Here is a 23,508-nt window from a genome sequence, read left to right as displayed (position 1 = left end):
CCATGGGCGAGGACAGCACGGTGGAGACGGCGACGAAGGTCGCGGCGGGGGCCACAGCCGTGGGCTGGCGCCGGGGCGCCGGGTTCGCGGGAGCCGCGATCGGCGTGGTCGCGGCGGGCGCGGCCATGGGCGTCGCCCTGGAGCGGCTGACGGTCGGCCGCGGCGTACGGCGCAAGGCGCGCCTCGCGCTGGACGCGGAGGGCCCGTACGGCACCCTGCGCGGCACCCCCGGCCGGGCGGTCGCCGACGACGGCACGGAGCTGTACTACGAGGTCGAGGAGATAGGTGAACCCGTTGCGCAGCCGCGCCGCAAGCGCCGGTTCGCGCGCCGGGCACCCGCCGCTCCCGTGACCGTCGTCTTCAGCCACGGCTACTGCCTCGCCCAGGACTCCTGGCACTTCCAGCGGGCCGCGCTGCGCGATGTGGTCCGCACCGTCTACTGGGACCAGCGCTGCCACGGCCGCTCCCAGCGCGGCTGCGCCCAGACGAACGGCACCCAGGTCGACATCGACCAGCTGGGCCGCGATCTGAAGGCCGTGATCGACGCGGCCGCGCCCGAGGGGCCGCTGGTGCTGGTCGGCCACTCCATGGGCGGCATGACGATGATGGCGCTGGCCGCCCAGTACCCGGAGCTGATCCGGGACCGGGTGATCGGCGCGGCCTTCGTCGGCACCTCGGCGGGGCGGCTCGGCGAGGTCAGCTTCGGCCTCCCGGTGGTCGGGATGAACGCGGTGCGGCGGGTGCTGCCGGGGCTGCTCAAGGCGCTCGGCTGGCAGGTGGAGCTGGTGGAGCGGGGCCGCCGGGCGACCGCGGACCTCTTCGCGGGGCTGATCAAGCGCTATTCGTTCGGGTCGAAGGACGTGGACCCGGGGGTGGCCCGGTTCGCTGAGCGGCTGATCGAGGCGACGCCGATCGACGTGGTCGCCGAGTTCTACCCGGCGTTCATCGCCCACGACAAGGCGGAGGCACTGCCGCAGTTCGACGGGGTGCCGGTGCTGGTGCTGGCCGGGGACAAGGACCTGATCACGCCGATGGAGCACAGCGAGGCCATCGCGGAGCTGCTGCCCGGTGCGGAGCTGGTGATCTTGGAGGAGGCCGGCCATCTGCTGATCCTGGAGCACCCCGAGGTGGTCAACGGGCATCTGGCCGGGCTGCTGACCCAGGTGGTGAGCGGGGCCGGGGGCGTCCCGGGCGACCGCGCGGGCCGCCGTTCGGCCAGAGGCTAGGCCGTCCGCGGGGCGCGGTCGCGGCCCGTACCATCGGCGGATATGGACGTAGGCACCACGCGCATGACCGTCACCTCCCCCGAGCAGATGCGGAACCTGGGCCGCCGGCTCGCCGAACTGCTGCGCCCCGGCGACCTGGTGCTCCTCACCGGCGAGCTGGGCGCGGGCAAGACCACGCTGACCCGGGGCCTGGGCGAGGGCCTGGGCGTACGGGGCGCGGTCACCTCCCCTACCTTCGTGATCGCCCGCGTCCACCCCTCCCTGTCCGACGGGCCTCCGCTGGTTCACGTCGACGCCTACCGGCTGGGCGGCGGCCTGGACGAGATGGAGGACCTGGACCTGGACGTCTCGCTGCCGGATTCGGTGATCGCGGTGGAGTGGGGCGAGGGCAAGGTCGAGGAGCTGTCCGAGGACCGGCTGCATGTGGTCATCGAGCGGACCCACGGGACGGCCGGGGCGGACGCTGCGGAGAGCGATGTCCGCGGCGTCGCCGTGACGGGCGTGGGGCCGCGCTGGGCGGACGCGGACCTGGCGTCGCTGGCGGGATGAACCCGGGATGAGCCGTTGCGGAGATTCGGGGATCGTTTCCGACAGGCCGTCGGCATGATGTTGCGCTCGGGGTATCAGGCGTGGTCACATGGGAGAGGGAAGCGCGGTTAGGCGTACCTAACCTCCTGCCCCCAGGACCCTCAGGAGGCATCCATGTCGGCCCAAGAGCCCACTGCCCTGGACGACCCCCGGCGCGATGGCCAGTCACCGTCGATGAGGGATCTGCTGGCGGCCTGTGCGGCGGCGAACGCCGTCTCCACGCCACCACCGGCCGAGGTCCCCGCCGAGACGGAGGCGCGGCACCGGCGTCCCTCGGACGAGCCGGAGCGCGACGCGGCGTAGCCCGCGCCCGGAAAACAACACGCGACGCGGCCTCGCCCGCGCCCGGCAGACAGCAGGGATTACGCGAGCACGACGACCTTCGTGCCCGGCTGCGCGAACTCCCACAGCGCGGCGCCGTCCGCCCGGGACTCCCGCACCGCACCCGTCTTCTTCTTGGCCTGCGGGTCGGGCATGCCCCCGTCCATGGCCGCACTGAAACCGAACGTCACTCCCTCGTCCTGGTGAAACACCACGATGTGCTCCACCTGCACCCCGTCCGAGCCCACACCGCTCGGGTTGCGGGAGGTGACCTGGTACGTGCCCGGGCCGGGGCTCGCCGAGCTGGCGCCCACCGCGAAGGTGCGGGAGGCCTTGCCGTCGGCGCCGACCAGCCACACCCGGCTCTCGCCCAGGGAGTAGACGACGCGCACGCCCGTACCGGAGCCCGCGGGCAGCGCGGTGGACTGCTTCTCGGCCTTGTCCTTCGTCTTGCCCTTGGAGTCGCTCGCGTGCGAGCTGCTGCGCTCCTGGGTGCGGTGGTCGGGGGCGGTGGCCTTGGCCTGGAAGCCGAGGAAGCCGACGACGCCCAGCGCGGCGGCGGTCAGAACGGCCACGGCGGGCCCGGTGCTGCTCCTTGGCACGGTGGCCACCCTCTCCTGCGGTCAGTACGTGCTTACCGCCCGTACGCACTTCCTCCGACGGTAGCACCGGTGGACGGCGGTAACCGGTCCACCGCGACCGCCTCCCGCGGCGCCGTAGGCTAGTCCTCGTGCTGTTGCTCGCGCTTGATACCGCCACCCCCGCCGTCACCGTCGCTCTCCACGACGGCGCCGAAGTCCTCGCCGAGACCGCCGAGGTCGACGCCCGGCGCCACGGCGAGCTGCTGCTGCCCGCCGTCCACCGGACCCTGGAGACGGCGGGCGTGAAGCTGGGGGCCGTGACGGACATCGTCGTCGGCGTCGGCCCGGGCCCGTACACCGGGCTGCGGGTCGGGCTGGTCACGGCGGCCACCTTCGGGGCCGCGCTGGACGTGCCCGTGCACGGGCTGTGCACGCTGGACGGGATCGCGTACGCCGCCGGGGCGGCCGGGCTCACCGGCCCCTTCGTGGTGGCCACCGACGCCCGCCGCAAGGAGGTGTACTGGGCGCGGTACGACGACCCGCGCACCCGCGTCACCGAGCCCGCCGTCGACCACCCCGCCGACCTCGCCGAGCGGCCCGGGCTCGCCGGACTCCCGGCCGTCGGCGCGGGCGCGCTGCTCTACCCGGACGCCTTCGCGCACGTCCCCGAGGGCATGCCCGAGCACCAGTCGGCGGGCGCGCTGGCCTCGCTGGCCGCCGAGAAGCTGGCGCGCGGCGAGGAGCTGCTGCCCGACCGGCCGCTCTATCTGCGCCGCCCCGACGCCAAGGTGCCCGCCAACTACAAGGTGGTCACCCCCAAGTGACGGACACGGCTCACGAGGACGTCGCGCTGCGCGAGATGCGCTGGTGGGACATCGACCGGGTGCTGGCGCTCGAAGAGGACCTGTTCCCCGAGGACGCCTGGTCGCAGGGCATGTTCTGGTCCGAACTGGCCCACGCCCGCGGCGGCGCCGCCACCCGCCACTACACGGTCGCCGAGACCGACGGCCGCATAGTCGGCTACGCCGGGCTGGCCGTCTTCGACCGCACCGGCGACGTCCAGACCATCGCCACCGCCCGCGACCACTGGGGCACCGGCCTCGGCGCCCGCCTCCTCACCGATCTGCTCAACGCCGCCACCGCCTTCGAATGCCGCGAGGTGCTCCTCGAAGTGCGCGTCGACAACACCCGCGCGCAGCGCCTCTACGAGCGCTTCGGCTTCGAGCCCATCGGCATCCGCAAGGGCTACTACCAGCCCGGCAACGTCGACGCGCTGGTCATGCGCCTGACCGGCCCGGCCACGACCGTCGCGACCCCCTCATCCGAAACTTCCGCAGGAACTTCCGCAGGAACATCCGCACAAGGAACGAAGACCCATGGCTGACGAACCGCTCGTCCTCGGCATCGAGACCTCCTGCGACGAGACCGGCGTCGGGATCGTACGCGGCCACACCCTGCTCGCCGACGCGATCGCCTCCAGCGTCGACGAACACGCCCGCTTCGGCGGCGTCGTCCCCGAGGTCGCCAGCCGCGCCCACCTGGAGGCGATGGTCCCGACCATCCAGCGCGCCCTGAAGGACGCCGGAGTCGCCGCCTCCGACCTCGACGGCATCGCCGTCACCGCCGGTCCCGGCCTCGCGGGCGCCCTGCTCGTCGGTGTCTCGGCCGCCAAGGCGTACGCGTACGCCCTCGGCAAGCCGCTGTACGGCGTCAACCACCTCGCCTCCCACATCTGCGTCGACCAGCTCGAACACGGCGCGCTGCCCGAGCCGACCATGGCGCTGCTGGTCAGTGGCGGTCACTCGTCGCTGCTGCTCGCGCCCGACATCACCACGGACGTACGGCCGCTGGGCTCGACCATCGACGACGCGGCGGGCGAGGCGTTCGACAAGATCGCCCGGGTACTGAACCTCGGCTTCCCCGGCGGCCCCGTCATCGACCGCATCGCCCGCGACGGCGACCCCGACGCGATCGCCTTCCCGCGCGGGCTCACCGGCCCGCGAGACGCCGCGTACGACTTCTCCTTCTCGGGCCTCAAGACGGCCGTCGCCCGCTGGATCGAGGCCAAGCGGTCGGCGGGCGAGGAGGTCCCGGTCGCCGATGTCTCGGCCTCCTTCCAGGAGGCGGTGGCCGACGTCCTGACCCGCAAGGCCGTCCGCGCCTGCAAGGACGAGGGCGTCGACCACCTGATGATCGGCGGCGGCGTCGCCGCCAACTCCCGGCTCCGGGCCATGGCCGAGCGCCGCTGCGAGGACGCGGGCATCACCCTGCGGGTGCCGCGCCCCAAGCTGTGCACGGACAACGGCGCGATGGTCGCCGCCCTCGGCGCGGAGATGGTCGCGCGCGGCCGGTCCGCCTCGGCCTGGGACCTGTCGGCGGACTCCTCCCTCCCGGTGACGGACCCCCACGTCCCGGCGCCCGCGTCCCACTCCCACGACCACGACCACGACCACGTGCACGAGCTGAGCCGGAAGAACCTGTACGCATGACCGTCGCCCTGATGTGGGAAGCTCGGGCCGTCGAGGGCCGGGGCGAGGATCTGCTCGCCTGGGCCGCGGGCCAGCCCCTCGACCCGGCGCCGCTGCGCCGCGAGACCTTCCGCGCCCCCGAGGACCGGGTGCTCGTGATCACGTGGTGGGACGGCACGTACGACACCCCGGGTCTCCCCGAACTCCCCGAGCCGGGCCCGGACCTGGCGCGCCGGGCCGTCCACCGGTGGCGCTTCGAGTCGGTCGGCTAGCGCTGCCAGCGGTCGGCTCCCAGGTACCCCCGTTCGGTCAAACGCCCAGGTCACACGTAACGTGTGCGGCGGCTGCGCACACGAACGGAAGGTACGGGGAGAGCCCATGGGCGGCTATCTGAGGGCCGAGTCGGATGATCTCGGACGCCTGCTGAGGGACCTGCACAACAGTCAGGAAAACATGCGCAAGGCGCTCAGCGGGATGAAGGACATCGGCCCGAAGAGTACGGGCAGCGAAGCGTTGGACAACGCCTGCGACGAGTTCCACGACAGCTGGGACAACGCGATCGAGAAGATCGCCGATGGCACGGAGCAGATCAAGGACAAGCTCCGGGCGACGAAGAACGACTACGAGGCCATCGAGCAGGCCATCCGCGACGCGATGCACAAGGGCGCGGCCAAGGAGCCCACCCCGACGCCCTCGGCGCAGCCCCGGCCGGCGGCGGGTGCCCGGTGAGCGGCGACGACTTCCCCACCCTCGGCTTCAACCCCGCCCCCGGGCGGCTGCAGAGCGTCGACGATCTGGCGACGACGCTGACGAAGGCCGTGAAGGGGCTGGACAGCGCGCACAAAACGCTGACGGACATCAGCCACGGCGGTAAGACGTGGGAGGGAGAGGCAGCGAACGCCTTCGCGGAGAAGGTCAGCGACCTGCCGAAATACCTCTCGGACAGCCGCGACGCGCTGCGGACGGCGTCGACCCAGCTGTCGACATGGAAGGCGAGGCTGGCGGAGTTCCAGGCCACGGCGCGCCGGTACGAGGCGGACGCCAAGGCGGCCAAGGAGAAGGAGAGCGCCCGGCAAGCCGCTCACGACCGGGCGACGACCGCGTACAACACGGCGGCCGCCGACCCCGCGCTGCGGTTGGCCGGACAGGCGTACACCACCCCGGGCGGCCTGGAGGGCGCTCAGGCGAAATACGACACCGCCAGTGCCCACTTGAGCAAGGCCGACACCGCTCTCGACACCGCGACGTCACAACTGGACTCCGCTCGCGCCGAGTTCGAGGACATCGTCAAGAAGGCCGAAGAGCTCCTGGAAGCCCACCAGGACAAGGCCCAGACCATCGCCGACACGCTCACGAAGGCGAACGACAAGGCACCGGACCCGGGGTTCTTCGAAGGTCTCGCGGACGCCTTCACCAAGTTCGGGCACAAGATCCAGAACTGGTGTACCGAGAACGCCGACATCCTGAAGAAGATCGGCGACTGGCTCTCGATCGGCTCCAGCGTCCTGGGGGTCGCCTCGCTGCTGACCCTGTGGTGCCCCCCGCTCGCCGGTGCCCTGGCCCTCGCCAGCGCGGGTCTCTCCCTCGGTGCCCTCGCCACCCACGGGGCGGCGAAGCTCGGTGGGGCGGACGTGGGAGTCATGGATCTGGTGGGGGACGGACTCGGAGTGATCCCGTTCGGGAAGTTCGGCTCCGTCGCGATGAAGGGCGCCAAGGTGCCCATGAAGCTCGCGCAGGTGGAAGGCCGCACCGTCGCCTCGGTCGACAGGGTCAACAAGATCCGCGGCATGCGGGACGCCGGGTTCACCGGCGAGTCTCTGAGGGGCAGTCGGCTCTTCGGGATCGGTGACGACTACATGCGGGGCAGCAAGGCCTTCACCGCCACCGGGGTCGGTGACCGCGTGAAGCTGGCCTGGACCGACCACGTCCAGACCGTCGCGGGGGCGAGCGTCAAGGAGGCCGGGCTCAGCAAGGGCCTCACCAAGGTCCTCGAGAGCGGCCTCACTCCGCAAGGGGTCAAGACGTCCCTGAGCGGGGCCCTGAGGGCCGACGGCTCCATCGACCCGCTCTCCTGGTGGTCCAAGGGCCCACAGCTGGCCCAGCAGGTTCCGGGCATCGGCATCGACGCCCACACTCAGCTCACCGATTCCGGTACGCCGGCCGCGGGGAGGCACTGATGCCCGTCTCCCCGCGGGACATGTCGCTCACGCTGGACACCCCGGAGGGTTTCCACGAGCTGCCGCTGCACCTCCCCCCGGACGTCCTCGACGCCGCCCTGTGGGAGCTGGCGGAGAAGATCTGGCCGGATGGTACGGAGTTCCAGCGGGAGACCACCGCCGGCGTCTACTCCGACCTCACCGCGGCCCTGACCGCCGACCGCGTTCTGCACGCGGCCGTCGCCTTCTACGAGGCGGAGGACGGCTCGGTGAGCACCGCTCAGCTCCTGGTGCGGGCAGAGGCCGTGGCCCCGGAGGCCCCGGAGGTCGTCGCTGCCTCGTCCCAGGAGGCGCTTTCCCTCGCCGACCACCGCAGCGTCGCCCGGGTGGACCTGCCCTGCGGCCCGGCCGTGCTCTCGCTGCACGCCACCGAGACGGAGGGCGAGGCCATCCTTCCGGCACTGGACTTCGCTCACATCGAGTTGTACGTACCCGCTCCGGTCCGGGGCTGGCTGGTGGTCCTCGCCCTCACGACACCGTGCTTCGCCGATCTGCCGCGGTACACGGGTATCCTGCGGCAGATCGGTGAGTCCCTGGTCATGCGCTCGGCGGAGCAGCCGGACGACCTCCCCAAGACGCGGGCCGGCGACGTGCTCGCGGCGTTCGGGGTGAGGGTGGAAAAAGCGCCAAGCCAGACGACGACCCGGGACACCCCATGACACTCACCTTCACCCGCGACCGCGACTCCAAGCGCTACAAGCTGCGCCCCCGGGGCTCCGACCCGCTCCACGTGCGCCGTGGCGCCCCTGCCGGCTTCTCCGTTCCCGAGGGGTGCAAGCCGCGCTTCACCATCGCCGCCGACGCGGGCGGGGCCGCGCCGCTCGCCGTGGTCGTCCGGGAGGGCGAGCGTCGCCTCGCCGTGCTCACCCCGGACCACGAGCGCCTGGCCGAACTGCGCCTGCCGCCGAAGAAGAAGCGCTGGCGGCCCCGGTACGAGATCCACTTGCCCGACGGGACGGTGCTGCACGGGCGGGAGGGGACGGTGCCGTCGCTGCTCCTGTGCCTGCTGCTGCTGCCGTTGGCTCTGCTGTACCTGGCTGGCCTGGCGGCGTCCGACATGCCCGCCGGCGACTTCAGCGCCCCGCTGCGGACGGCCTGGAAGCGGCAGGGTGCGGGTTTCGGCCGGGTGGCCATGACCGAGTCCGTGCGCGGCCGGTTCCGGGTCCGGGACGACGGGCTCGACCACCGGGTGGCGTACGCGCAGGCGGTGGCGAAGTACTGGAAAGCGTGACCACTCGGCGGGATCGCGGTTCTTGTGAGCCACGGGGGAATGAAGTTCATGTCCTCGGGAGAGCTGAGAGACTGCCTTCCATGACCCCGCCCGACGCGCTGCCACCGCCCCCGCCCGCCCCGGATCTGCGGCCGTGGCCCGACCGGGCCGGGCTGCTCGCCGACCGGGCGCGGGCCATGGGGACGCTGGCGCGGTGGTACATGGCGCCGCACCGGGCGCTGCTGCTGTGGCTGCTGACGCTGGTGTTCGCGCTGGGGTGGACGCTGGCGGTGTCGGGGTTCCAGTTCCTGGTGACCGGGGAGATCGTCGAGCACATCCTCGGCGTGATCTTCCTCGGACTGGCGCTGGGCGCCACCGTCCCGTCCAGCCTGGGCCTGGCCTCGGGCATCCGGCGGGACGTGTTCGTCGGCGCGCGGCTGCGGGACTGGGCGGAGCTGGGGCGCGATCCGCAGACGCTGCCGCACTGGCGGGTGTCGGGCAGCGCGCTGCTGTGGCTGCTGCCGTCGCTGGTGCTGTGCTGCCTCGGGCTGGTGCTGGGGGCGTCCACGGCCATGTCCGACCTCGGCGCGGAGACGTTCGGGGTGGCGATGGGGATCGCCGTCGTTTTCGCGGGGGCGGGCGGTCTGGGGCTGGTCAAGGCGATCGGCTACTACCGTCTGGTCAACCGCGAACTCAGCCCCGACGACGCCGAGGACTGAGGGGCACCAGGGGTCAGCCGGACGCGTCCGACGAGCGCTGCAGCGACTGGAAGCGGTGCAGCAGCTCCAGATACCGCTCGCCCAGGCTCTCGCCGCGCCGCTTCGTCGCGTCCTCGACGTGCAGCAGCATCTGCCGGATGCGCACCGCGTCCCGGTAGGCGTCCCGCTGGAGCTTCTTGTGCGCGGTCGCCGCGGGGCCCTTGAAGTCGTCGCCGACCGTCTTCGCCAACTGGTCGAGGCCTGCGACCGTCTCCTCCAGGTAACGCAGCATCTCCTCCAGGTCCTGAAGGAGATCGGACATTTCCCGATCCGATACGGGCTGCTTCTCGTCACTCACGTTCCATGCCCCTGCCACCCTCCGGTCCGGACCATCAGCGGGATGATCGTGCCATGACCAGAGCCGGTCCGGAGGACTACCTCGCGAGGTGGTCGAACTCGCCCGCCTTGATGGCGTGGAGGAGGGGCCGCAGCTTCGCCGGGGTGGTGGTCATCACGGTGCCGGGATCGTCGCTTTCGCGCAGCGCTATGGCGTCCGGGCCTATGGTGGCCAGCTCTATGCAGGAATTGCCGTCCCCTTGCGTGGAGTAGGAGGACTTCTGCCAGTTGATCTCAGACATTTCCTTGCCTTCAGAGATGTTGGGCCATGCCGTGGATCATGTCACGTGACTCCTTCTGGGGGAGGGTCACTTTCATCGTCCGAGCCAGCACCGCCCGGTGATTGGTCAGCTGGGTCTCGGCGTCCAGGAACATGGGGCCGTGCGCGGCGTCGAGCTGCACCGTGTCCAGTTGTGGCACCGGGCCCGAGGCGTAGGTCATCGATACGCCGGAGACCGGGAACCCGCCCGCCTCGAAGGGGATGACCCGCACGGTGACGTTCTCCCGAGTCGATGCCTCCAGCAGGCTGTCCAGCTGTCTGCGCATGAGCTGCGGCCCGCCGAACCGCAGGCGCAGACAGGCCTCGTGGATGATGAAGGTGCAGGGGGGAGGGGCATCCCGGTCGAGGATGTCCCGGCGTTTCATGCGGTGGGACAGCCTGCGCCTCAGCTCGGGCGGTGACCACGCCGGAACAGCCTCGCCGAGCACGGCCCGTGCGTATTCCTCGGTCTGCAGGAGGCCCGGCAGGAACATCAGCTCGACCACGCGCAGACTCGTCGCGTAGTACTCCAACTCGGCGAGGTCGAGCCCGCCGGTGGCGATATGGCCCCGGTACTCCTCCCACCAACCGCCCTTACGCTCGCGGGTCATGGAGACGAGCGCGTCGACGTACGCGTGGTCGGGGCAGGTGTAGATGGCGGCGAGGGCCCGCACCCGCTCCTCGCTCACGCCGAAGCGGGCCAGCTCCAGGTTGGTGATGTGGGTGCGATTGATGCCCAGCCGGTCAGCGGCCTCCTGGATGCTGAGTCCGGCACCCTCGCGCATCCTCCTCAGTTCTGTTCCGAGCCGGACTTGACGCGCGGTCGGGACGCTTCTGGGTGGCATGGCCCTCCGTAACCCTCACGGGGTAATTGTCGGGGAAATGCAACGGGACCGTAGCAGTTGTTTGCGCCGCTGCCCTACCTTGGGTGTCATCGCCGCTACTGCGCGTTGATCGCTGTAACGGTACGCGCGGTATAGGCCTGTTCGCAGGGAGTTGACCCATGGATGCCGATTACGAGTCCGACGACCGTCCACCGCGCCGCCCGCCCGCTCCCTCCAAGGACCCGTACGCCTACACGCTCCAGAACACCCGGCACGCCACCTCCGCCAAGGTCTGCCGGGACTTCGTCGCCGTCGTGCTGGGCGCCGTGGGGCAGGAAGGCCTGGTCGAGGTGGCCACCCTGTGCGCCTCCGAGCTGGCGACCAACGCCTTTCTGCACGCCGAGGGCGACTCCCTGACGCTGCGTGTGGTGATCGATCCTCCCCGCTACCGCGTCCTCGTCTACGACGCCTCCGCCCAACTCCCCGCCGTCGCCCGGCTCGCCGCCCCCGACCGCCTCCACGGCCGGGGCCTCGGCCTGGTCGCGGCCCTCGCCGATGCGTGGGGCACGGCGGACACGGACCCGTCGGGGGTGTACGCGAAGGGGGTCTGGTTCGAACTCCACGCGGAGGAGAAGAGCTGAAGGACTACGGGGCCGGATGCCCCAGGAGCATCGTGGGGGCGCCCGCCGAGCGGGTGAGGAGGATCGTGCAGGCGTTGCCGCCTTCGAGCCGCAGCTTCTTGCGCAGATGCTCCGGCTCGACGGCCGAACCGCGCTTCTTGATGGTCGCGACGCCGACCTCGCGCTCCCGCAGCAGCGCCCTGAGCTTCTTCAGGTTGAACGGCAGCACATCGGTGATCTCGTACGCGGTGGCGTACGGCGTCGGGCGCAGCTCGTCCGTGGTGATGTAGGCGATCGTCGGGTCGATGAGGCGGCCGCCGACCCGGGCCGCGACGTCCGCCACCAGGTGGGCGCGGATGACGGCGCCGTCCGGTTCGTACAGCCAGCGGCCGACCGGCCCCGGCTCGGGGTCCGGGAGCTGGGAGCCGAGCAGGGAGTGGCCGGAGGGCAGCAGCGTGGCGCGGCGCATCCCGGGGCGGGCGGTGCCGAACCACAGCACGGCCTCCTTCACGTTCCCCTGGTCCGAGATCCACTCGGCCTCCGCGTCCTCCGGCACCGCCTCGTGCGGCACCCCGGGAGCGATCTTGAGGGCGGCGCGCGGGGTCGTACGGGCGGCCTCGATGGCCCAGGACAGCGGCGGGGAGTACGCCTCGGGGTCGAAGATCCGGCCCCGGCCGCCGCGCCGGGCGGGGTCCACGAACACCGCGTCATATGACGAGGTGTCGACCTCGGTGACATCGGCGCAGCGCACCTCGATCAGCTGCGACAGGCCCAGCGCGTCGGCGTTGGCCCGGGCGACCGCGCAGGTCAGCGGATCGCGGTCGACGGCCAGCACGGTGAGCCCGGCCCGCGCCATCGCGATCGCGTCGCCGCCGATGCCACAGCACAGATCGGCCACGTCGCGCACCCCGAATCCGGCCAGCCGGTCGGCACGGTAGGCGGCGACGGAGGTACGGGTGGCCTGCTCGACGCCGTTGGGCGTGAAGTACATGCGATGGGCGTCCTCGGCCCCGAACTTGGGCACCGCCCGCTGCCGCAGCTGTGCCTGGGTCAGGGCCGCCGAGACCAGGGCGGCCGGATGGTCGCGGCGCAGCCGGGTCGCGGTGGCCAGCTCCCGCGCCGGGTCGTAGTCCCGGAGCGCGGAGAGCAGCGCCTGCCCCTCGTCGCCGAGCAGTGAGTCGAAGGCGTCAACGTCCACATGGCCCATTCTCCCCGCTCCGGGGAGCGCATCCGCACTCGCGTGTCGCGAATCCGCGCACCGTAGAGATGAAGATCGCTTATGTGATGATGATCAACGCTGGTCTTTTCAGGTGTCTGGTTCTCGCCGCCACGGCGGCCCTGCTCGCCGGCTGCGGACCCCTCGCCGCCCCCGCGCCACCGGCCGGGACGGGTGAGGAGACGGCCGGTCTGCGGCAGCAGTCGGGCCAGGCCGCCCCGCACTCCGTATCCGGGGCACCCGCCGTGTCCGCGCCCCCCGAGGCGGCGCCCGGGGACCCGTTCGCGCCGGTCCGCGCGCCCTCGCGCCCCGCCGCCGACGACGCGCCGCCGCCGTCACCGCCGCCGCCCGGTTCGGTCCCGCCCTCGCCGCGCCCGGCGCCGGGGATCGCCCCGGGCGCGTACCACCGCTGGGGGCTCGACCGGCCGCTGGAGCCGCCACCGCGCCCGCCCGCCGTCAAGCCGCCGCTGGTGCCGGACGGGGAGCAGCCGCCGGGGCTGCCGCCGGTCATCCGTCAGGTGGCGACCACCGATCGGGTGGTTTTCCTGACGATCGACGACGGACTGGAGAAGGACCCGCGCTTCATCGACCAAGTCCGGGACCTCGGTTTGCCGTTCACCGAGTTCCTGACGGACCAGGCCGTCGACGGCCGCTACGACTACTTCGGCGAGCTGCACCGGCTCGGCGGCGGCGTCGGCAACCACACGCTCACCCACCCCAGCCTGACCGGCCAGGACTACGGCACCCAGGTCGCGGAGATCTGCGGCCAGCAGGAGAAGCTCAGGCACCGGCTCGGGGTGCTGCCGCGCCTCTTCCGCCCGCCGTACGGGGAGTACGACGAGACCACCCTGCGCGCGGCGGCGGACTGCGGGCTGGGGCCGGTGGTGCTGTGGCGCGCCGAGATGGAGGTCCAGGGGCTGGTCTACCGGTCCGGCGAACGGCTCCAGCCGGGGGACATCGTCCTCGCGCACTTCCGCGGGCCGGAGCAGCTCGGCGGGCAGACCATGACCGGCATGATCACCGCGCTGTTGCGGGAGGTCCAGGCGCAGGGCTTCACCGTGGCGCGGCTGGAGGACTACGTCTGAGGGCAGGCGCCCTGGGGGCCGCCCGGGCGGTCCGCCGCCGCCTCGCTTGGCACTCTGGTTGACGGAGTGCTAACCGCGTCATAATGTCAGGGCTGGCACTCGGCACTGCTGAGTGCCAAACACAGCGACGGGCAGGTCCGGCACCCGCGACGACGGATCCACCTGGTCGCCACCTCAGACAGTTAACCCCGTGAGATCTCCGAAGGGGGAGGTCGGATCGTGACGACCGCCAGCTCCAAGGTTGCCATCAAGCCGCTTGAGGACCGCATCGTGGTCCAGGCCGTCGAGGCCGAGCAGACCACGGCCTCTGGCCTGGTCATCCCGGACACCGCCAAGGAGAAGCCCCAGGAGGGCGTCGTCCTGGCTGTCGGCCCGGGCCGCTTCGAGGACGGCAAGCGTCTTCCGCTCGACGTTTCCGTCGGCGACGTCGTGCTCTACAGCAAGTACGGCGGCACCGAGGTGAAGTACAGCGGCGAGGAGTACCTCGTCCTCTCGGCTCGCGACGTCCTCGCGATCGTCGAGAAGTAATCACCGAAGTTTTGCCTTGAGCCGCGCCCCGGTGCCCGTGTCACAGATACCCGGGGTCGGGGCGCGGTTCGTTTTTTTGACGCGACGGCGGCTGCCCGCGCACGGCGGCCGAGGATCGCAATGAGAGGACATACGCAACCATGGCGAAGATCCTGAAGTTCGACGAGGACGCCCGTCGCGCCCTTGAGCGCGGCGTGAACAAGCTTGCGGACACCGTCAAGGTGACGATCGGCCCCCGTGGCCGCAACGTCGTCATCGACAAGAAGTTCGGTGCTCCGACCATCACCAACGACGGTGTCACGATCGCCCGCGAGGTCGAGGTCGAGGACCCGTACGAGAACCTTGGCGCCCAGCTCGTCAAGGAGGTGGCGACCAAGACCAACGACATCGCGGGTGACGGCACCACCACCGCCACCGTGCTGGCCCAGGCGCTGGTCCGCGAGGGCCTGCGCAACGTGGCCGCCGGTGCCTCCCCGGCCGCCCTGAAGAAGGGCATCGACGCCGCCGTCAAGGCCGTCTCCGAAGACCTGCTGGCCACCGCCAGCCCGATCGACTCCAAGTCCGACATCGCCGCCGTGGCCGGGCTGTCCGCCCAGGACAAGCAGGTCGGCGAGCTGATCGCCGAGGCGATGGACAAGGTCGGCAAGGACGGTGTCATCACCGTCGAGGAGTCCAACACCTTCGGTCTGGAGCTGGACTTCACCGAGGGCATGTCCTTCGACAAGGGCTACCTCTCGCCGTACATGGTGACCGACCAGGAGCGTATGGAGGCCGTCCTCGACGACCCGTACATCCTGGTCCACCAGGGCAAGATCGGCTCCATCCAGGACCTGCTGCCGCTGCTGGAGAAGGTCATCCAGGCCGGCGCCAGCAAGCCGCTGCTGATCATCGCCGAGGACGTCGAGGGTGAGGCCATGTCCACCCTCGTCCTCAACAAGATCCGCGGCACCTTCAACGCCGTCGCCGTGAAGGCCCCCGGCTTCGGTGACCGCCGCAAGGCCATGCTCGGCGACATCGCGACCCTCACCGGCGCCACCGTCATCGCCGAGGAGGTCGGCCTCAAGCTCGACCAGGCCGGTCTGGACGTGCTGGGCACCGCCCGCCGCGTGACCGTCACCAAGGACGACACCACCATCGTCGACGGCGGCGGCAACAGCGACGACGTGGCCGGCCGCGTCGCCCAGATCAAGGCCGAGATCGAGTCCACGGACTCCGACTGGGACCGCGAGAAGCTGCAGGAGCGCCTCGCGAAGCTGGCCGGTGGCGTGTGCGTGATCCGCGTGGGCGCGGCCACCGAGGTCGAGCTCAAGGAGAAGAAGCACCGTCTGGAGGACGCCATCTCCGCGACCCGCGCCGCGGTCGAGGAGGGCATCGTCTCCGGTGGTGGCTCCGCTCTGGTCCACGCCGCCAAGGTGCTCGAGGGCAGCCTCGGCAAGGAGGGCGACGAGGCCACCGGTGTCGCCGTCGTCCGCCGCGCCGTCGTCGAGCCGCTGCGCTGGATCGCCGAGAACGCGGGCCTCGAGGGCTACGTCATCACCTCGAAGGTCGCCGAGCTGGAGAAGGGCCACGGCTACAACGCCGCGACCGAGGAGTACGGCGACCTGGTGAAGGCCGGCGTCATCGACCCGGTCAAGGTCACCCGCTCCGCGCTGGAGAACGCCGCCTCCATCGCCTCGCTGCTGCTCACCACCGAGACCCTGGTGGTCGAGAAGCCGGCCGAGGAAGAGGCCGAGGCCGGTGGCCACGGCCACGGCCACGCGCACTGACGCGACCCGCAGCGCGTTAGCGCGCCAGCGCTCAGCGCACGCGAAGGCGCGGCCACCCCACACGGGGTGGCCGCGCCTTCGCGCGATAGCGCGCCCTCGTGGTGGTGCGCCCCGGGGTGATGCGCCCTTGCGGTGGTGCACCCCCATGGTGGTGCGCTCCGGGGTGGTTCGCCCTTGCTGTGGTGCGCCCCTGCGGTAGTCGCCCATCCGCGCGGTCGCCGTCCCGCGGACCCGCGGACCCGCGGACCCGTGCGCCGCGCCGTCTCGCGCGGCCCCCGGCGGGCGGTGGGTCGCTCGCCTCCGCCCGCCCACCCCTCGGCGGGGGCCTCTCATCCCTTGACCGGGGACCGGCCCACCTTCGAGGAGACGCCCGCCACCGCCGCCCGCGGCACCAGCTTCGCCAGCCCCGTCATCGCCTTGTACCGCGGGTCCGGGATCGACAGCGTCTTCCCCCGTGCGAAGTCCTTCAGGGCTGCCGCGACCAGCCGGTCCGCGTCCAGCCACATCCAGTCCGGCACCTTCTCCGGCTTGATCCCGGCCCGGGAGTGGAACTCCGTCCGCACCAGACCCGGGCACAGCGCCATCAGCCGCACCCCCGACCGCGCCAGGTCCTTCGCCGCGCCCTGCGTGAACTGCACGACCCACGCCTTGCTCGCCCCGTACGTCCCGCGAGGGAAAAAGGCGGCCACCGAGGCGACGTTGATCACCCCGCCGCGCCCCCGCGCCCGCATCGTCTTGGCGGCGGCGCTGGTCAGCCGCAGCACCGCCTCGCAGTGCAGCTTCAGCATCCGCAGCTCATCGGCGAGCGGCGCTTCCAGATAACGGCCGTTGTTGCCGAACCCGGCGTTGTTGACGAGCAGATCGACCGGATGTGTACGGTCCCCCAAGCGCTCCTCGACCGCGGCGATACCGGCGTCCTCGGACAGGTCCGCGCGCAGCACCTCCGCCTCGACCCCGTGCCGGTCGTGGAGGTCGGCGGCCTGGTCCCGCAGCCGCTTCTCGTCACGGGACACCAGCACCAGGTTGTGCCCGTCCGCCGCGAGCCGGCTCGCGAAGGCGGAGCCGATGCCCGCGGTGGTCCCGGTAATCAATGCAGTCGTCATACGCGCACGTTATCGGCCGGGAGATCACTCCGCGTCCGGGCACCGTACGCCCGGCGGGGCCGTCCCGGCTGGTACGCCCTCAAAGCACTGGCGCGATATTCCGGTCCGCACCCAAGTGCCCCTTATGCTCGGAGGCATGATCGAGGCTCGTCATCTGAGGGTGCTGCGCGCGGTGGCCACCACCGGCTCCTTCTCCGCCGCCGCCCGCGAGCTGGGCTGCACCCAGCCCGCCGTCAGCCAGCAGATGAAGGCCCTGGAGCAGTCCACGGGGACGCCGCTGCTGGTCCGTACCGGGCGGGAGATGCGGCTGACCGAGGCGGGCGAGGCGCTGGTGCGGCACGCGGCGGGCATCCTGGCCGGGCTGACCGCCGCGGAGGAGGAGATCGCGGCGCTCGCCGGGCTGCGGGCCGGGCGGGTGCGGCTGGTGTCGTTCCCCAGCGGCAGTTCGACGCTGGTGCCGACCGCGCTCGCCGGGATGCGCGCCGCCCACCCGGGGACGCGGGTCTCCCTGGTGGAGGCCGAGCCGCCGCGTTCGGTGGAGATGCTGCGCGGGGGCGACTGCGAGATCGCGCTGGCCTTCCGTTATCCGCAGGCCGCGGCGGACGCGGACCCGGCGGGCGCGGACCCGTCGGCGGGGTGGGACGACCTGGTGGTGCGGCCGCTGCTGCGGGACCGGCTGGTGGTCATGGTCCCGCGGGATCACCGGCTGGCCGGGGCCGGGACGGTGGGGATCGGGGAACTGGCCGAGGAGCCGTGGATCGCGGGCTGCCCACGGTGCCGTCGCCATCTGGTCGAGGTGTGCGAGGCCGAGGGCTTCACCCCGCGCATCGACTTCGCGACGGACGACTACCCGGCGGTGGTCGGGCTGGTGGGCGCCGGGCTCGGGGTCGCGGTGCTGCCGGAGCTGGCGCTGGAGTCCGTACGGGCCAAGGGGACGGCGACGCTGGAGATCAAGCCCGCCGTGCGGCGCGAGGTGGTGGCGCTGACGCTGCCGGATCTGGCGCGGGTACCGGCGGTGGCGGCGACCCTGGACCGGCTGGAGCTGGCGGCGCGGCGCTGACGCGAGTGACGCGGCGCTGACGCGCGAAAGCCCGCCGATCGTCCGGGGGGCACGGTCGGCGGTGATGACTGGTGATGGCTGGCGATGACGTTGGCGGAACGTTTCTGCAAAGAGGCGGGGAGTCGGAAGCCCGATCAGGACCCCGGGGCTCCCGAGGAGGCGACCGTGCGATGACGGGCCCGCCCCATCAGCTCCTCGCGCTCGTCCTCGGTCAGCCCGCCCCACACCCCGTACGGCTCCCGTACGGCCAGGGCGTGCGCCGCGCACTGCGCCCGTACCGGGCAGCGCATGCACACCTCTTTCGCCGACATCTCGCGCGCGCTGCGGGCGGCACCGCGCTCCCCTTCCGGGTGGAAGAAGAGCGAGCTGTCGACACCACGGCACGCGGCCAGGAGCTGCCAGTCCCACAGATCGGCGTTCGGACCGGGAAGACGGGAGAAATCTGCCATTGCCTTGTCTCCTCGAAGCGATCGGCTGCGGACGCTGTGTCCCGGGTCGTGCACCTACTGTGTAAGTAGATGTAAATATGACTCATTGCGAATCTAGCCACACAGACCGGCAAATTGGAAGCAAGGTCGCCAAATGCCACCGAAGGGGATGACCTTTGGGGGAGGCGTGACAGGGCGCGACCTGCGCGGGGAAGCGGCTCCGTGTCCGAGGGCTCACGTAGAGTGTCGAAGGTGGCCGCCGAACCCCGTAACTCTTTCGGGTGACCGTCGTTGAGAGTGCGGAGGCGGTTGATGGGTAAAGCTCTCGGACACATATCCGGGGCTGTCAATCGCTCAGGTGACGATATGTACCAGCCTGGAGGCTCAAGGTGACGCGCATCAGCTGCGGAGGGCGGCCATGACATCCGTCCTCGTCTGCGACGACTCCCCGCTCGCCCGAGAAGCGCTGCGCCGCGCGGTGGCGACGGTGCCCGGCGTCGAGCGGGTCACGACGGCGGCCAACGGCGAGGAAGTCCTCCGCCGGTGGGGCGCCGACCGCTCGGATCTGATTCTGATGGACGTGCGGATGCCCGGCCTCGGCGGGGTCGAGACCGTGCGGCGGCTGCTCTCCGCCGACCCCGGCGCCCGGATCATCATGCTCACGGTCGCCGAGGACCTCGACGGGGTCGCGCTGGCCGTGGCCGCCGGTGCCCGCGGCTATCTGCACAAGGACGCCTCGCGCGCCGAGCTGCGCGCGACCGTGACGCAGGCCCTCGCCGACCCGACCTGGCGGCTGGCCCCGCGCCGGCTGCGCTCCGCCGAGATGGGCGCCGCGCCGACGCTCACCGCGCGGGAGATCCAGGTGCTGGAGGGCATGAGCCACGGCCGGTCCAACGCGGAGATCGGCCGTGAGCTGTTCCTCTCCGAGGACACGGTCAAGACGCACGCCCGGCGGCTGTTCAAGAAGCTCGGCGCGTCCGACCGGGCCCATGCGGTGGCCCTCGGATTCCGCTGGGGCCTGGTCCGCTAGGCGGGCCGGGTCCGTATCGAGGGTCCGAAAACGACATGCTGCGCAGCGGGGGCGCTACGGTCCCCGTCCGCCGGGTGGCGGACGGGGAGACAGCGTGCGCGGCGGCGGCCGTGGCGGCGGCTTGTACCGGTTCCGCGCGCGATGCCGCATCCTTGAAGGTGTGGAGTTCCTCGGGGACGAGTCGGCCGGGCGTGAGGGGAGAGCGCAGGACGTGACGACTACCGGCGCACCTGCTCATAACGCTTCAGCGCACAACTATGGACGCGATGCCACGGAGCCGCCGGGCCCAAGGCACCATGGACGGATGCGCGACGACGAGAGTCCAGGGCCCCCCAAGGGGGGCAGTCCTGGGGCGCCAGGGGCGATCGGTGCCCTCGTCGGGCGCGCGGTCGAAGGGGACGAGCAGGCCACTCACGATCTGCTGGCCCATGTGCATCCGCTGGCCCTGCGCTACTGCCGCACCCGGCTGTCCCGACTGCCGGGCGACGCTCGTCATTTCGTGGACGACCTGGCGCAGGAGGTCTGCCTGGCGGTGTTGTGCGCGCTGCCGCGCTACCGCGACACCGGCAAGCCCTTCGAGGCGTTCGTGGTGGCCATCGCCTCCCACAAGGTCGCCGATCTGCAGCGGGCGGCCATGCGCCACCCCGGTTCCACGGCGGTGCCCTCGGACGAGATGCCGGAGCAGCCGGACGATTCGCTGGGCCCCGAGGAGCGGGCGCTGCTGAGCAGCGACGCGGAGTGGGCCAAGAAGCTGCTCGCGAACCTTCCGGAGAATCAGCGCGAGCTGGTGCTGCTGCGGGTCGCGGTCGGGCTTACGGCGGAGGAGACCGGGCAGATGCTGGGCATGTCGCCGGGAGCGGTGCGGGTCGCACAGCACCGGGCGCTGAGCCGGCTGCGCGCACTGGCCGAACAGTAGCGCGACCGGTCGCTCCGGGCGGCGTCACCAGCGGTATTCGTCGGTTGTCCACAGGGCGGAATGTGACACCGGGGATGGCCGTTAGCATGGGAGTCCGCGCTGGGGCAAGACCATTTGGAAGGGTGTCATGACTGACAACGTCGACGGAGTGCCTGAGAAGTTCGCGATGCTCGGGCTGACGTACGACGACGTGCTGCTGCTGCCGGGCGCCTCCGAGGTGCTGCCGAACGCGGTCGACACCTCGTCCAGGGTCTCCCGGAACGTCCGGGTGAACATCCCTCTGCTGTCGGCCGCCATGGACAAGGTCACCGAGGCCCGGATGGCCATCGCCATGGCCCGTCAGGGCGGCGCGGGCGTGCTGCACCGCAATCTGTCCATCGAGGACCAGGCGAACCAGGTCGACCTGGTCAAGCGCTCCGAGTCCGGCATGGTCACCGACCCGATCACGGTCCGGCCGGACGCCACGCTGCACGAGGCGGACGCGCTGTGCGCGAAGTTCCGCATCAGCGGCGTCCCGGTCACCGACGCCGCGGGCAAGCTGCTGGGCATCGTCACCAACCGGGACATGGCCTTCGAGGTGGACCGGGGCCGTCAGGTCCGCGAGGTCATGACCCCGATGCCGCTGGTCACCGGCAAGGTCGGCATCTCCGGTGACGACGCGATGCAGCTGCTGCGCCGCCACAAGATCGAGAAGCTGCCGCTGGTCGACGACGCGGGTGTGCTCAAGGGCCTGATCACGGTCAAGGACTTCGTGAAGGCCGAGAAGTACCCGAACGCGGCGAAGGACAGCGAGGGCCGGCTGGTCGTCGGCGCGGCCGTCGGCGTCGGCGACGAGGCGTTCGACCGGGCGCAGGCGCTGGTCGAGGCCGGGGCCGACTTCCTGGTGGTCGACAGCGCCCACGGGCACAGCCGGGGCATCCTCGACATGATCGCCAAGGTCAAGTCCAACGTCCCGGTCGACGTGGTCGGCGGCAACGTCGCCACCCGTGACGGCGCCCAGGCGCTCATCGACGCGGGTGTGGACGGGGTGAAGGTCGGCGTCGGCCCGGGCTCCATCTGCACCACCCGGGTGGTCGCGGGCATCGGCGTCCCCCAGGTGACCGCGATCTACGAGGCGGCCCGCGCCTGCCAGGCGGCCGGTGTGCCGCTGATCGGCGACGGCGGCCTGCAGTTCTCCGGTGACATCGCCAAGGCGATCGCCGCCGGTGCGGACACGGTGATGCTGGGCAGCCTGCTGGCCGGGTGCGAGGAGTCGCCGGGCGAGATGGTCTTCATCAACGGCAAGCAGTTCAAGTCCTACCGGGGCATGGGCTCGCTGGGCGCGATGCAGACCCGCGGCCAGGCCCGCTCGTTCTCCAAGGACCGCTACTTCCAGGACAACGTGCTCTCCGAGGACAAGCTCGTCCCCGAGGGCATCGAGGGCCAGGTGCCCTACCGCGGCCCGCTGGCCTCGGTCGCCCACCAGCTGGTCGGGGGCTTGCGCGCCTCCATGGGGTATGTCGGCTCGGCGTCCGTGACGGAGCTGAAGGAGAAGGGCCGCTTCGTGCGGATCACCTCCGCGGGTCTCAAGGAGAGCCACCCGCATGACGTCCAGATGGTTTCCGAGGCGCCGAACTACTCCGGCCGTTAACGCGCGCGACCCCCGCGCGACGGGCTCCGCGCGGGGGATGGCGATACTGGTACGGCAGAACAAGCCAGCGAAAGGCACCCCACGTGACTGAGATCGAGATCGGGCGCGGCAAGCGCGGCCGCAGGGCGTACGCGTTCGACGACATCGCCGTCGTGCCGAGTCGTCGTACCCGGGACCCGAAGGAGGTCTCGATCGCCTGGCAGATCGACGCCTACCGCTTCGAGCTGCCGTTCCTGGCCGCCCCGATGGACTCGGTGGTCTCCCCGCAGACCGCGATCCGCATCGGTGAGCTGGGCGGCCTCGGGGTGCTCAACCTCGAAGGCCTGTGGACCCGGTACGAGGACCCGGAGCCGCTGCTCGCCGAGATCGCCGAGCTGGACGAGCGCACCGCGACCCGCAGGCTGCAGGAGATCTACGCCGAGCCGATCAAGGAAGAGCTGATCGGGCAGCGGCTGAAGGAGGTGCGCGACGCGGGCGTGGTCACCGCCGCCGCCCTGTCGCCGCAGCGCACCGCGCAGTTCTCCAAGGCCGTCGTGGACGCCGGGGTCGACATCTTCGTCATCCGGGGCACCACCGTCTCGGCCGAGCACGTCTCGGGCGCCGCCGAGCCGCTGAACCTCAAGCAGTTCATCTACGAGCTGGACGTCCCGGTCATCGTGGGCGGCTGCGCCACGTACACCGCCGCGCTGCACCTCATGCGCACCGGCGCGGCCGGGGTGCTCGTCGGGTTCGGCGGTGGCGCCGCCCACACCACCCGCAATGTGCTGGGCATTCAGGTGCCGATGGCCACGGCGGTGGCCGATGTCGCCGCCGCCCGCCGGGACTACATGGACGAGTCCGGCGGCCGCTATGTGCATGTGATCGCGGACGGCGGGGTCGGCTGGAGCGGCGATCTGCCGAAGGCGATCGCGTGCGGCGCCGACTCGGTGATGATCGGCTCGCCGCTGGCCCGTGCTACGGACTCGCCCGGCCGGGGCCACCACTGGGGCATGGAGGCCGTGCACGACGAGGTGCCGCGCGGCAAGCGGATGAACCTGGGCGTGGTCGGCACGACCGAGGAGGTCCTGCTCGGCCCCTCGCACACCCCGGACGGTTCGATGAACTTCTTCGGCGCGCTGCGCCGGGCGATGGCGACGACCGGCTACTCGGAGCTGAAGGAGTTCCAGCGCGTCGAGGTGACGGTGGCCCCGTCCAACGACAAGCGCTGAGCGCCTGGAGCAACAGGGAAGGCCCCGACCGCGATGCTTGGGTTCTAGGAGTCGTTGCAACACCCCGGCTCAAGGGGTGCGATGGAGTTCCAGATCCGTAAGGCGCGGACGGTGGCCCAAGGCCGCAGGAA

Annotated in this window: 28 protein-coding genes; 21 read left to right on the top strand and 7 right to left on the bottom strand. The window is 71.5% G+C overall.

All coding sequences use genetic code 11. The features are described from left to right. Positions 1 to 2: 2 nt before the first annotated feature. From ACZ6CL_RS22530 to ACZ6CL_RS22520, 3 genes are all read left to right on the top strand, one after another. Positions 3 to 1,226, top strand: coding sequence for an alpha/beta fold hydrolase (locus tag ACZ6CL_RS22530; protein WP_468938001.1), 1,224 nt, complete (start codon positions 3 to 5; stop codon positions 1,224 to 1,226). Positions 1,227 to 1,268: 42 nt separating this feature from the next. Then, complete coding sequence (gene tsaE / locus ACZ6CL_RS22525) at positions 1,269 to 1,775, top strand: tRNA (adenosine(37)-N6)-threonylcarbamoyltransferase complex ATPase subunit type 1 TsaE (protein WP_468937999.1); 507 nt, start codon at positions 1,269 to 1,271, stop codon at positions 1,773 to 1,775. Positions 1,776 to 1,928: 153 nt separating this feature from the next. Further along, positions 1,929 to 2,117 (top strand): hypothetical protein, encoded by a 189-nt coding sequence (locus ACZ6CL_RS22520; protein ID WP_468937997.1) that lies wholly within the window; start codon positions 1,929 to 1,931, stop codon positions 2,115 to 2,117. Between the two features lie 59 nt (positions 2,118 to 2,176). On the opposite strand, the gene ACZ6CL_RS22515 is transcribed toward ACZ6CL_RS22520, so the two are convergent. Further along, positions 2,177 to 2,737 carry a hypothetical protein gene (locus tag ACZ6CL_RS22515; protein ID WP_468937995.1) on the bottom strand — a complete coding sequence of 187 codons (561 nt, stop codon included), beginning with the start codon at positions 2,735 to 2,737 and terminating at the stop codon, positions 2,177 to 2,179. Between the two features lie 128 nt (positions 2,738 to 2,865). On the opposite strand from ACZ6CL_RS22515, the gene tsaB reads away from it, so the two are divergent. From tsaB to ACZ6CL_RS22470, 9 genes are all read left to right on the top strand, one after another. Then, the gene (gene tsaB, locus ACZ6CL_RS22510) at positions 2,866 to 3,540 is read left to right on the top strand and encodes a tRNA (adenosine(37)-N6)-threonylcarbamoyltransferase complex dimerization subunit type 1 TsaB (protein WP_468937993.1); all 675 of its coding nucleotides are present in this window, start codon (positions 2,866 to 2,868) and stop codon (positions 3,538 to 3,540) included. Between the two features lie 35 nt (positions 3,541 to 3,575). Continuing rightward, on the top strand, positions 3,576 to 4,100 hold the full coding sequence (rimI, locus tag ACZ6CL_RS22505; protein WP_468938392.1) for a ribosomal protein S18-alanine N-acetyltransferase: 525 nt from the start codon (positions 3,576 to 3,578) through the stop codon (positions 4,098 to 4,100). Beyond that, positions 4,093 to 5,205: a tRNA (adenosine(37)-N6)-threonylcarbamoyltransferase complex transferase subunit TsaD gene (gene tsaD, locus ACZ6CL_RS22500; RefSeq protein WP_468937990.1), complete on the top strand. Its 1,113-nt coding sequence runs from the start codon at positions 4,093 to 4,095 to the stop codon at positions 5,203 to 5,205. The genes rimI and tsaD overlap by 8 nt, the downstream gene beginning before the upstream one ends. Then, complete coding sequence (locus ACZ6CL_RS22495; RefSeq protein WP_468937987.1) at positions 5,202 to 5,456, top strand: hypothetical protein; 255 nt, start codon at positions 5,202 to 5,204, stop codon at positions 5,454 to 5,456. The genes tsaD and ACZ6CL_RS22495 overlap by 4 nt, the downstream gene beginning before the upstream one ends. A gap of 106 nt (positions 5,457 to 5,562) precedes the next feature. Continuing rightward, positions 5,563 to 5,913, top strand: a complete 351-nt coding sequence (locus ACZ6CL_RS22490; protein ID WP_468937985.1) for a hypothetical protein — start codon at positions 5,563 to 5,565, stop codon at positions 5,911 to 5,913. Further along, complete coding sequence (locus ACZ6CL_RS22485; RefSeq protein WP_468937982.1) at positions 5,910 to 7,361, top strand: putative T7SS-secreted protein; 1,452 nt, start codon at positions 5,910 to 5,912, stop codon at positions 7,359 to 7,361. Before ACZ6CL_RS22490 ends, ACZ6CL_RS22485 begins: the two co-directional genes overlap by 4 nt. After that, on the top strand, positions 7,361 to 8,059 hold the full coding sequence (locus ACZ6CL_RS22480) for a hypothetical protein (protein ID WP_468937980.1): 699 nt from the start codon (positions 7,361 to 7,363) through the stop codon (positions 8,057 to 8,059). The genes ACZ6CL_RS22485 and ACZ6CL_RS22480 overlap by 1 nt, the downstream gene beginning before the upstream one ends. Beyond that, a complete protein-coding gene (locus tag ACZ6CL_RS22475; protein WP_468937979.1) occupies positions 8,056 to 8,631 on the top strand; it encodes a hypothetical protein in 576 nt (191 codons plus the stop codon). Before ACZ6CL_RS22480 ends, ACZ6CL_RS22475 begins: the two co-directional genes overlap by 4 nt. A gap of 80 nt (positions 8,632 to 8,711) precedes the next feature. Then, a complete protein-coding gene (locus ACZ6CL_RS22470) occupies positions 8,712 to 9,329 on the top strand; it encodes a hypothetical protein (RefSeq protein ID WP_468937977.1) in 618 nt (205 codons plus the stop codon). Between the two features lie 13 nt (positions 9,330 to 9,342). Here the strand turns inward: ACZ6CL_RS22470 and ACZ6CL_RS22465 are convergent, their stop codons facing one another. From ACZ6CL_RS22465 to ACZ6CL_RS22455, 3 genes are all read right to left on the bottom strand, one after another. Next, positions 9,343 to 9,630, bottom strand: a complete 288-nt coding sequence (locus ACZ6CL_RS22465) for a hypothetical protein (protein WP_468937975.1) — start codon at positions 9,628 to 9,630, stop codon at positions 9,343 to 9,345. 112 nt (positions 9,631 to 9,742) lie between these two features. Beyond that, a complete protein-coding gene (locus tag ACZ6CL_RS22460; RefSeq protein WP_468937974.1) occupies positions 9,743 to 9,946 on the bottom strand; it encodes a DUF397 domain-containing protein in 204 nt (67 codons plus the stop codon). 10 nt (positions 9,947 to 9,956) lie between these two features. Beyond that, positions 9,957 to 10,808 (bottom strand): helix-turn-helix domain-containing protein, encoded by an 852-nt coding sequence (locus ACZ6CL_RS22455; protein ID WP_468937972.1) that lies wholly within the window; start codon positions 10,806 to 10,808, stop codon positions 9,957 to 9,959. Positions 10,809 to 10,966: 158 nt separating this feature from the next. Between ACZ6CL_RS22455 and ACZ6CL_RS22450 the strand changes: the two genes are divergently transcribed. Beyond that, positions 10,967 to 11,428, top strand: coding sequence for an ATP-binding protein (locus ACZ6CL_RS22450; protein WP_468937970.1), 462 nt, complete (start codon positions 10,967 to 10,969; stop codon positions 11,426 to 11,428). A 4-nt stretch (positions 11,429 to 11,432) separates the two neighbouring features. Here the strand turns inward: ACZ6CL_RS22450 and ACZ6CL_RS22445 are convergent, their stop codons facing one another. Further along, complete coding sequence (locus ACZ6CL_RS22445) at positions 11,433 to 12,614, bottom strand: THUMP-like domain-containing protein (RefSeq protein WP_468937968.1); 1,182 nt, start codon at positions 12,612 to 12,614, stop codon at positions 11,433 to 11,435. A 77-nt stretch (positions 12,615 to 12,691) separates the two neighbouring features. Here ACZ6CL_RS22445 and ACZ6CL_RS22440 point away from each other — a divergent pair, with 77 nt between their 5' ends. The 3 genes from ACZ6CL_RS22440 (at position 12,692) to groL (ending at position 16,002) form a co-directional block, all read left to right on the top strand. Further along, positions 12,692 to 13,708 carry a polysaccharide deacetylase family protein gene (locus ACZ6CL_RS22440; protein ID WP_468938390.1) on the top strand — a complete coding sequence of 339 codons (1,017 nt, stop codon included), beginning with the start codon at positions 12,692 to 12,694 and terminating at the stop codon, positions 13,706 to 13,708. Between the two features lie 219 nt (positions 13,709 to 13,927). Next, a complete protein-coding gene (gene groES / locus ACZ6CL_RS22435; protein ID WP_009715799.1) occupies positions 13,928 to 14,236 on the top strand; it encodes a co-chaperone GroES in 309 nt (102 codons plus the stop codon). A 140-nt stretch (positions 14,237 to 14,376) separates the two neighbouring features. Next, on the top strand, positions 14,377 to 16,002 hold the full coding sequence (groL, locus tag ACZ6CL_RS22430; protein ID WP_468937965.1) for a chaperonin GroEL: 1,626 nt from the start codon (positions 14,377 to 14,379) through the stop codon (positions 16,000 to 16,002). A 329-nt stretch (positions 16,003 to 16,331) separates the two neighbouring features. On the opposite strand, the gene ACZ6CL_RS22425 is transcribed toward groL, so the two are convergent. Then, the gene (locus ACZ6CL_RS22425; protein ID WP_468937963.1) at positions 16,332 to 17,105 is read right to left on the bottom strand and encodes an SDR family NAD(P)-dependent oxidoreductase; all 774 of its coding nucleotides are present in this window, start codon (positions 17,103 to 17,105) and stop codon (positions 16,332 to 16,334) included. Positions 17,106 to 17,241: 136 nt separating this feature from the next. Between ACZ6CL_RS22425 and ACZ6CL_RS22420 the strand changes: the two genes are divergently transcribed. Then, complete coding sequence (locus tag ACZ6CL_RS22420; RefSeq protein ID WP_468937961.1) at positions 17,242 to 18,165, top strand: LysR family transcriptional regulator; 924 nt, start codon at positions 17,242 to 17,244, stop codon at positions 18,163 to 18,165. A gap of 134 nt (positions 18,166 to 18,299) precedes the next feature. Here the strand turns inward: ACZ6CL_RS22420 and ACZ6CL_RS22415 are convergent, their stop codons facing one another. Beyond that, positions 18,300 to 18,614 (bottom strand): WhiB family transcriptional regulator, encoded by a 315-nt coding sequence (locus ACZ6CL_RS22415; RefSeq protein WP_055557379.1) that lies wholly within the window; start codon positions 18,612 to 18,614, stop codon positions 18,300 to 18,302. A gap of 397 nt (positions 18,615 to 19,011) precedes the next feature. Here ACZ6CL_RS22415 and ACZ6CL_RS22410 point away from each other — a divergent pair, with 397 nt between their 5' ends. From ACZ6CL_RS22410 to ACZ6CL_RS22395, 4 genes are all read left to right on the top strand, one after another. Then, positions 19,012 to 19,623: a response regulator transcription factor gene (locus ACZ6CL_RS22410; protein ID WP_003948568.1), complete on the top strand. Its 612-nt coding sequence runs from the start codon at positions 19,012 to 19,014 to the stop codon at positions 19,621 to 19,623. Positions 19,624 to 19,927: 304 nt separating this feature from the next. Next, positions 19,928 to 20,539 carry a sigma-70 family RNA polymerase sigma factor gene (locus ACZ6CL_RS22405; RefSeq protein WP_009715794.1) on the top strand — a complete coding sequence of 204 codons (612 nt, stop codon included), beginning with the start codon at positions 19,928 to 19,930 and terminating at the stop codon, positions 20,537 to 20,539. 127 nt (positions 20,540 to 20,666) lie between these two features. Next, positions 20,667 to 22,169 carry an IMP dehydrogenase gene (gene guaB / locus ACZ6CL_RS22400; RefSeq protein WP_468937958.1) on the top strand — a complete coding sequence of 501 codons (1,503 nt, stop codon included), beginning with the start codon at positions 20,667 to 20,669 and terminating at the stop codon, positions 22,167 to 22,169. Between the two features lie 83 nt (positions 22,170 to 22,252). Continuing rightward, positions 22,253 to 23,377 (top strand): GuaB3 family IMP dehydrogenase-related protein, encoded by a 1,125-nt coding sequence (locus ACZ6CL_RS22395; protein WP_055557376.1) that lies wholly within the window; start codon positions 22,253 to 22,255, stop codon positions 23,375 to 23,377. Positions 23,378 to 23,508: the final 131 nt, after the last annotated feature.

The organism is Streptomyces sp. NPDC041200 (genome assembly GCF_055591805.1).
This window is presented reverse-complemented; position numbering and strand designations above follow the sequence as displayed.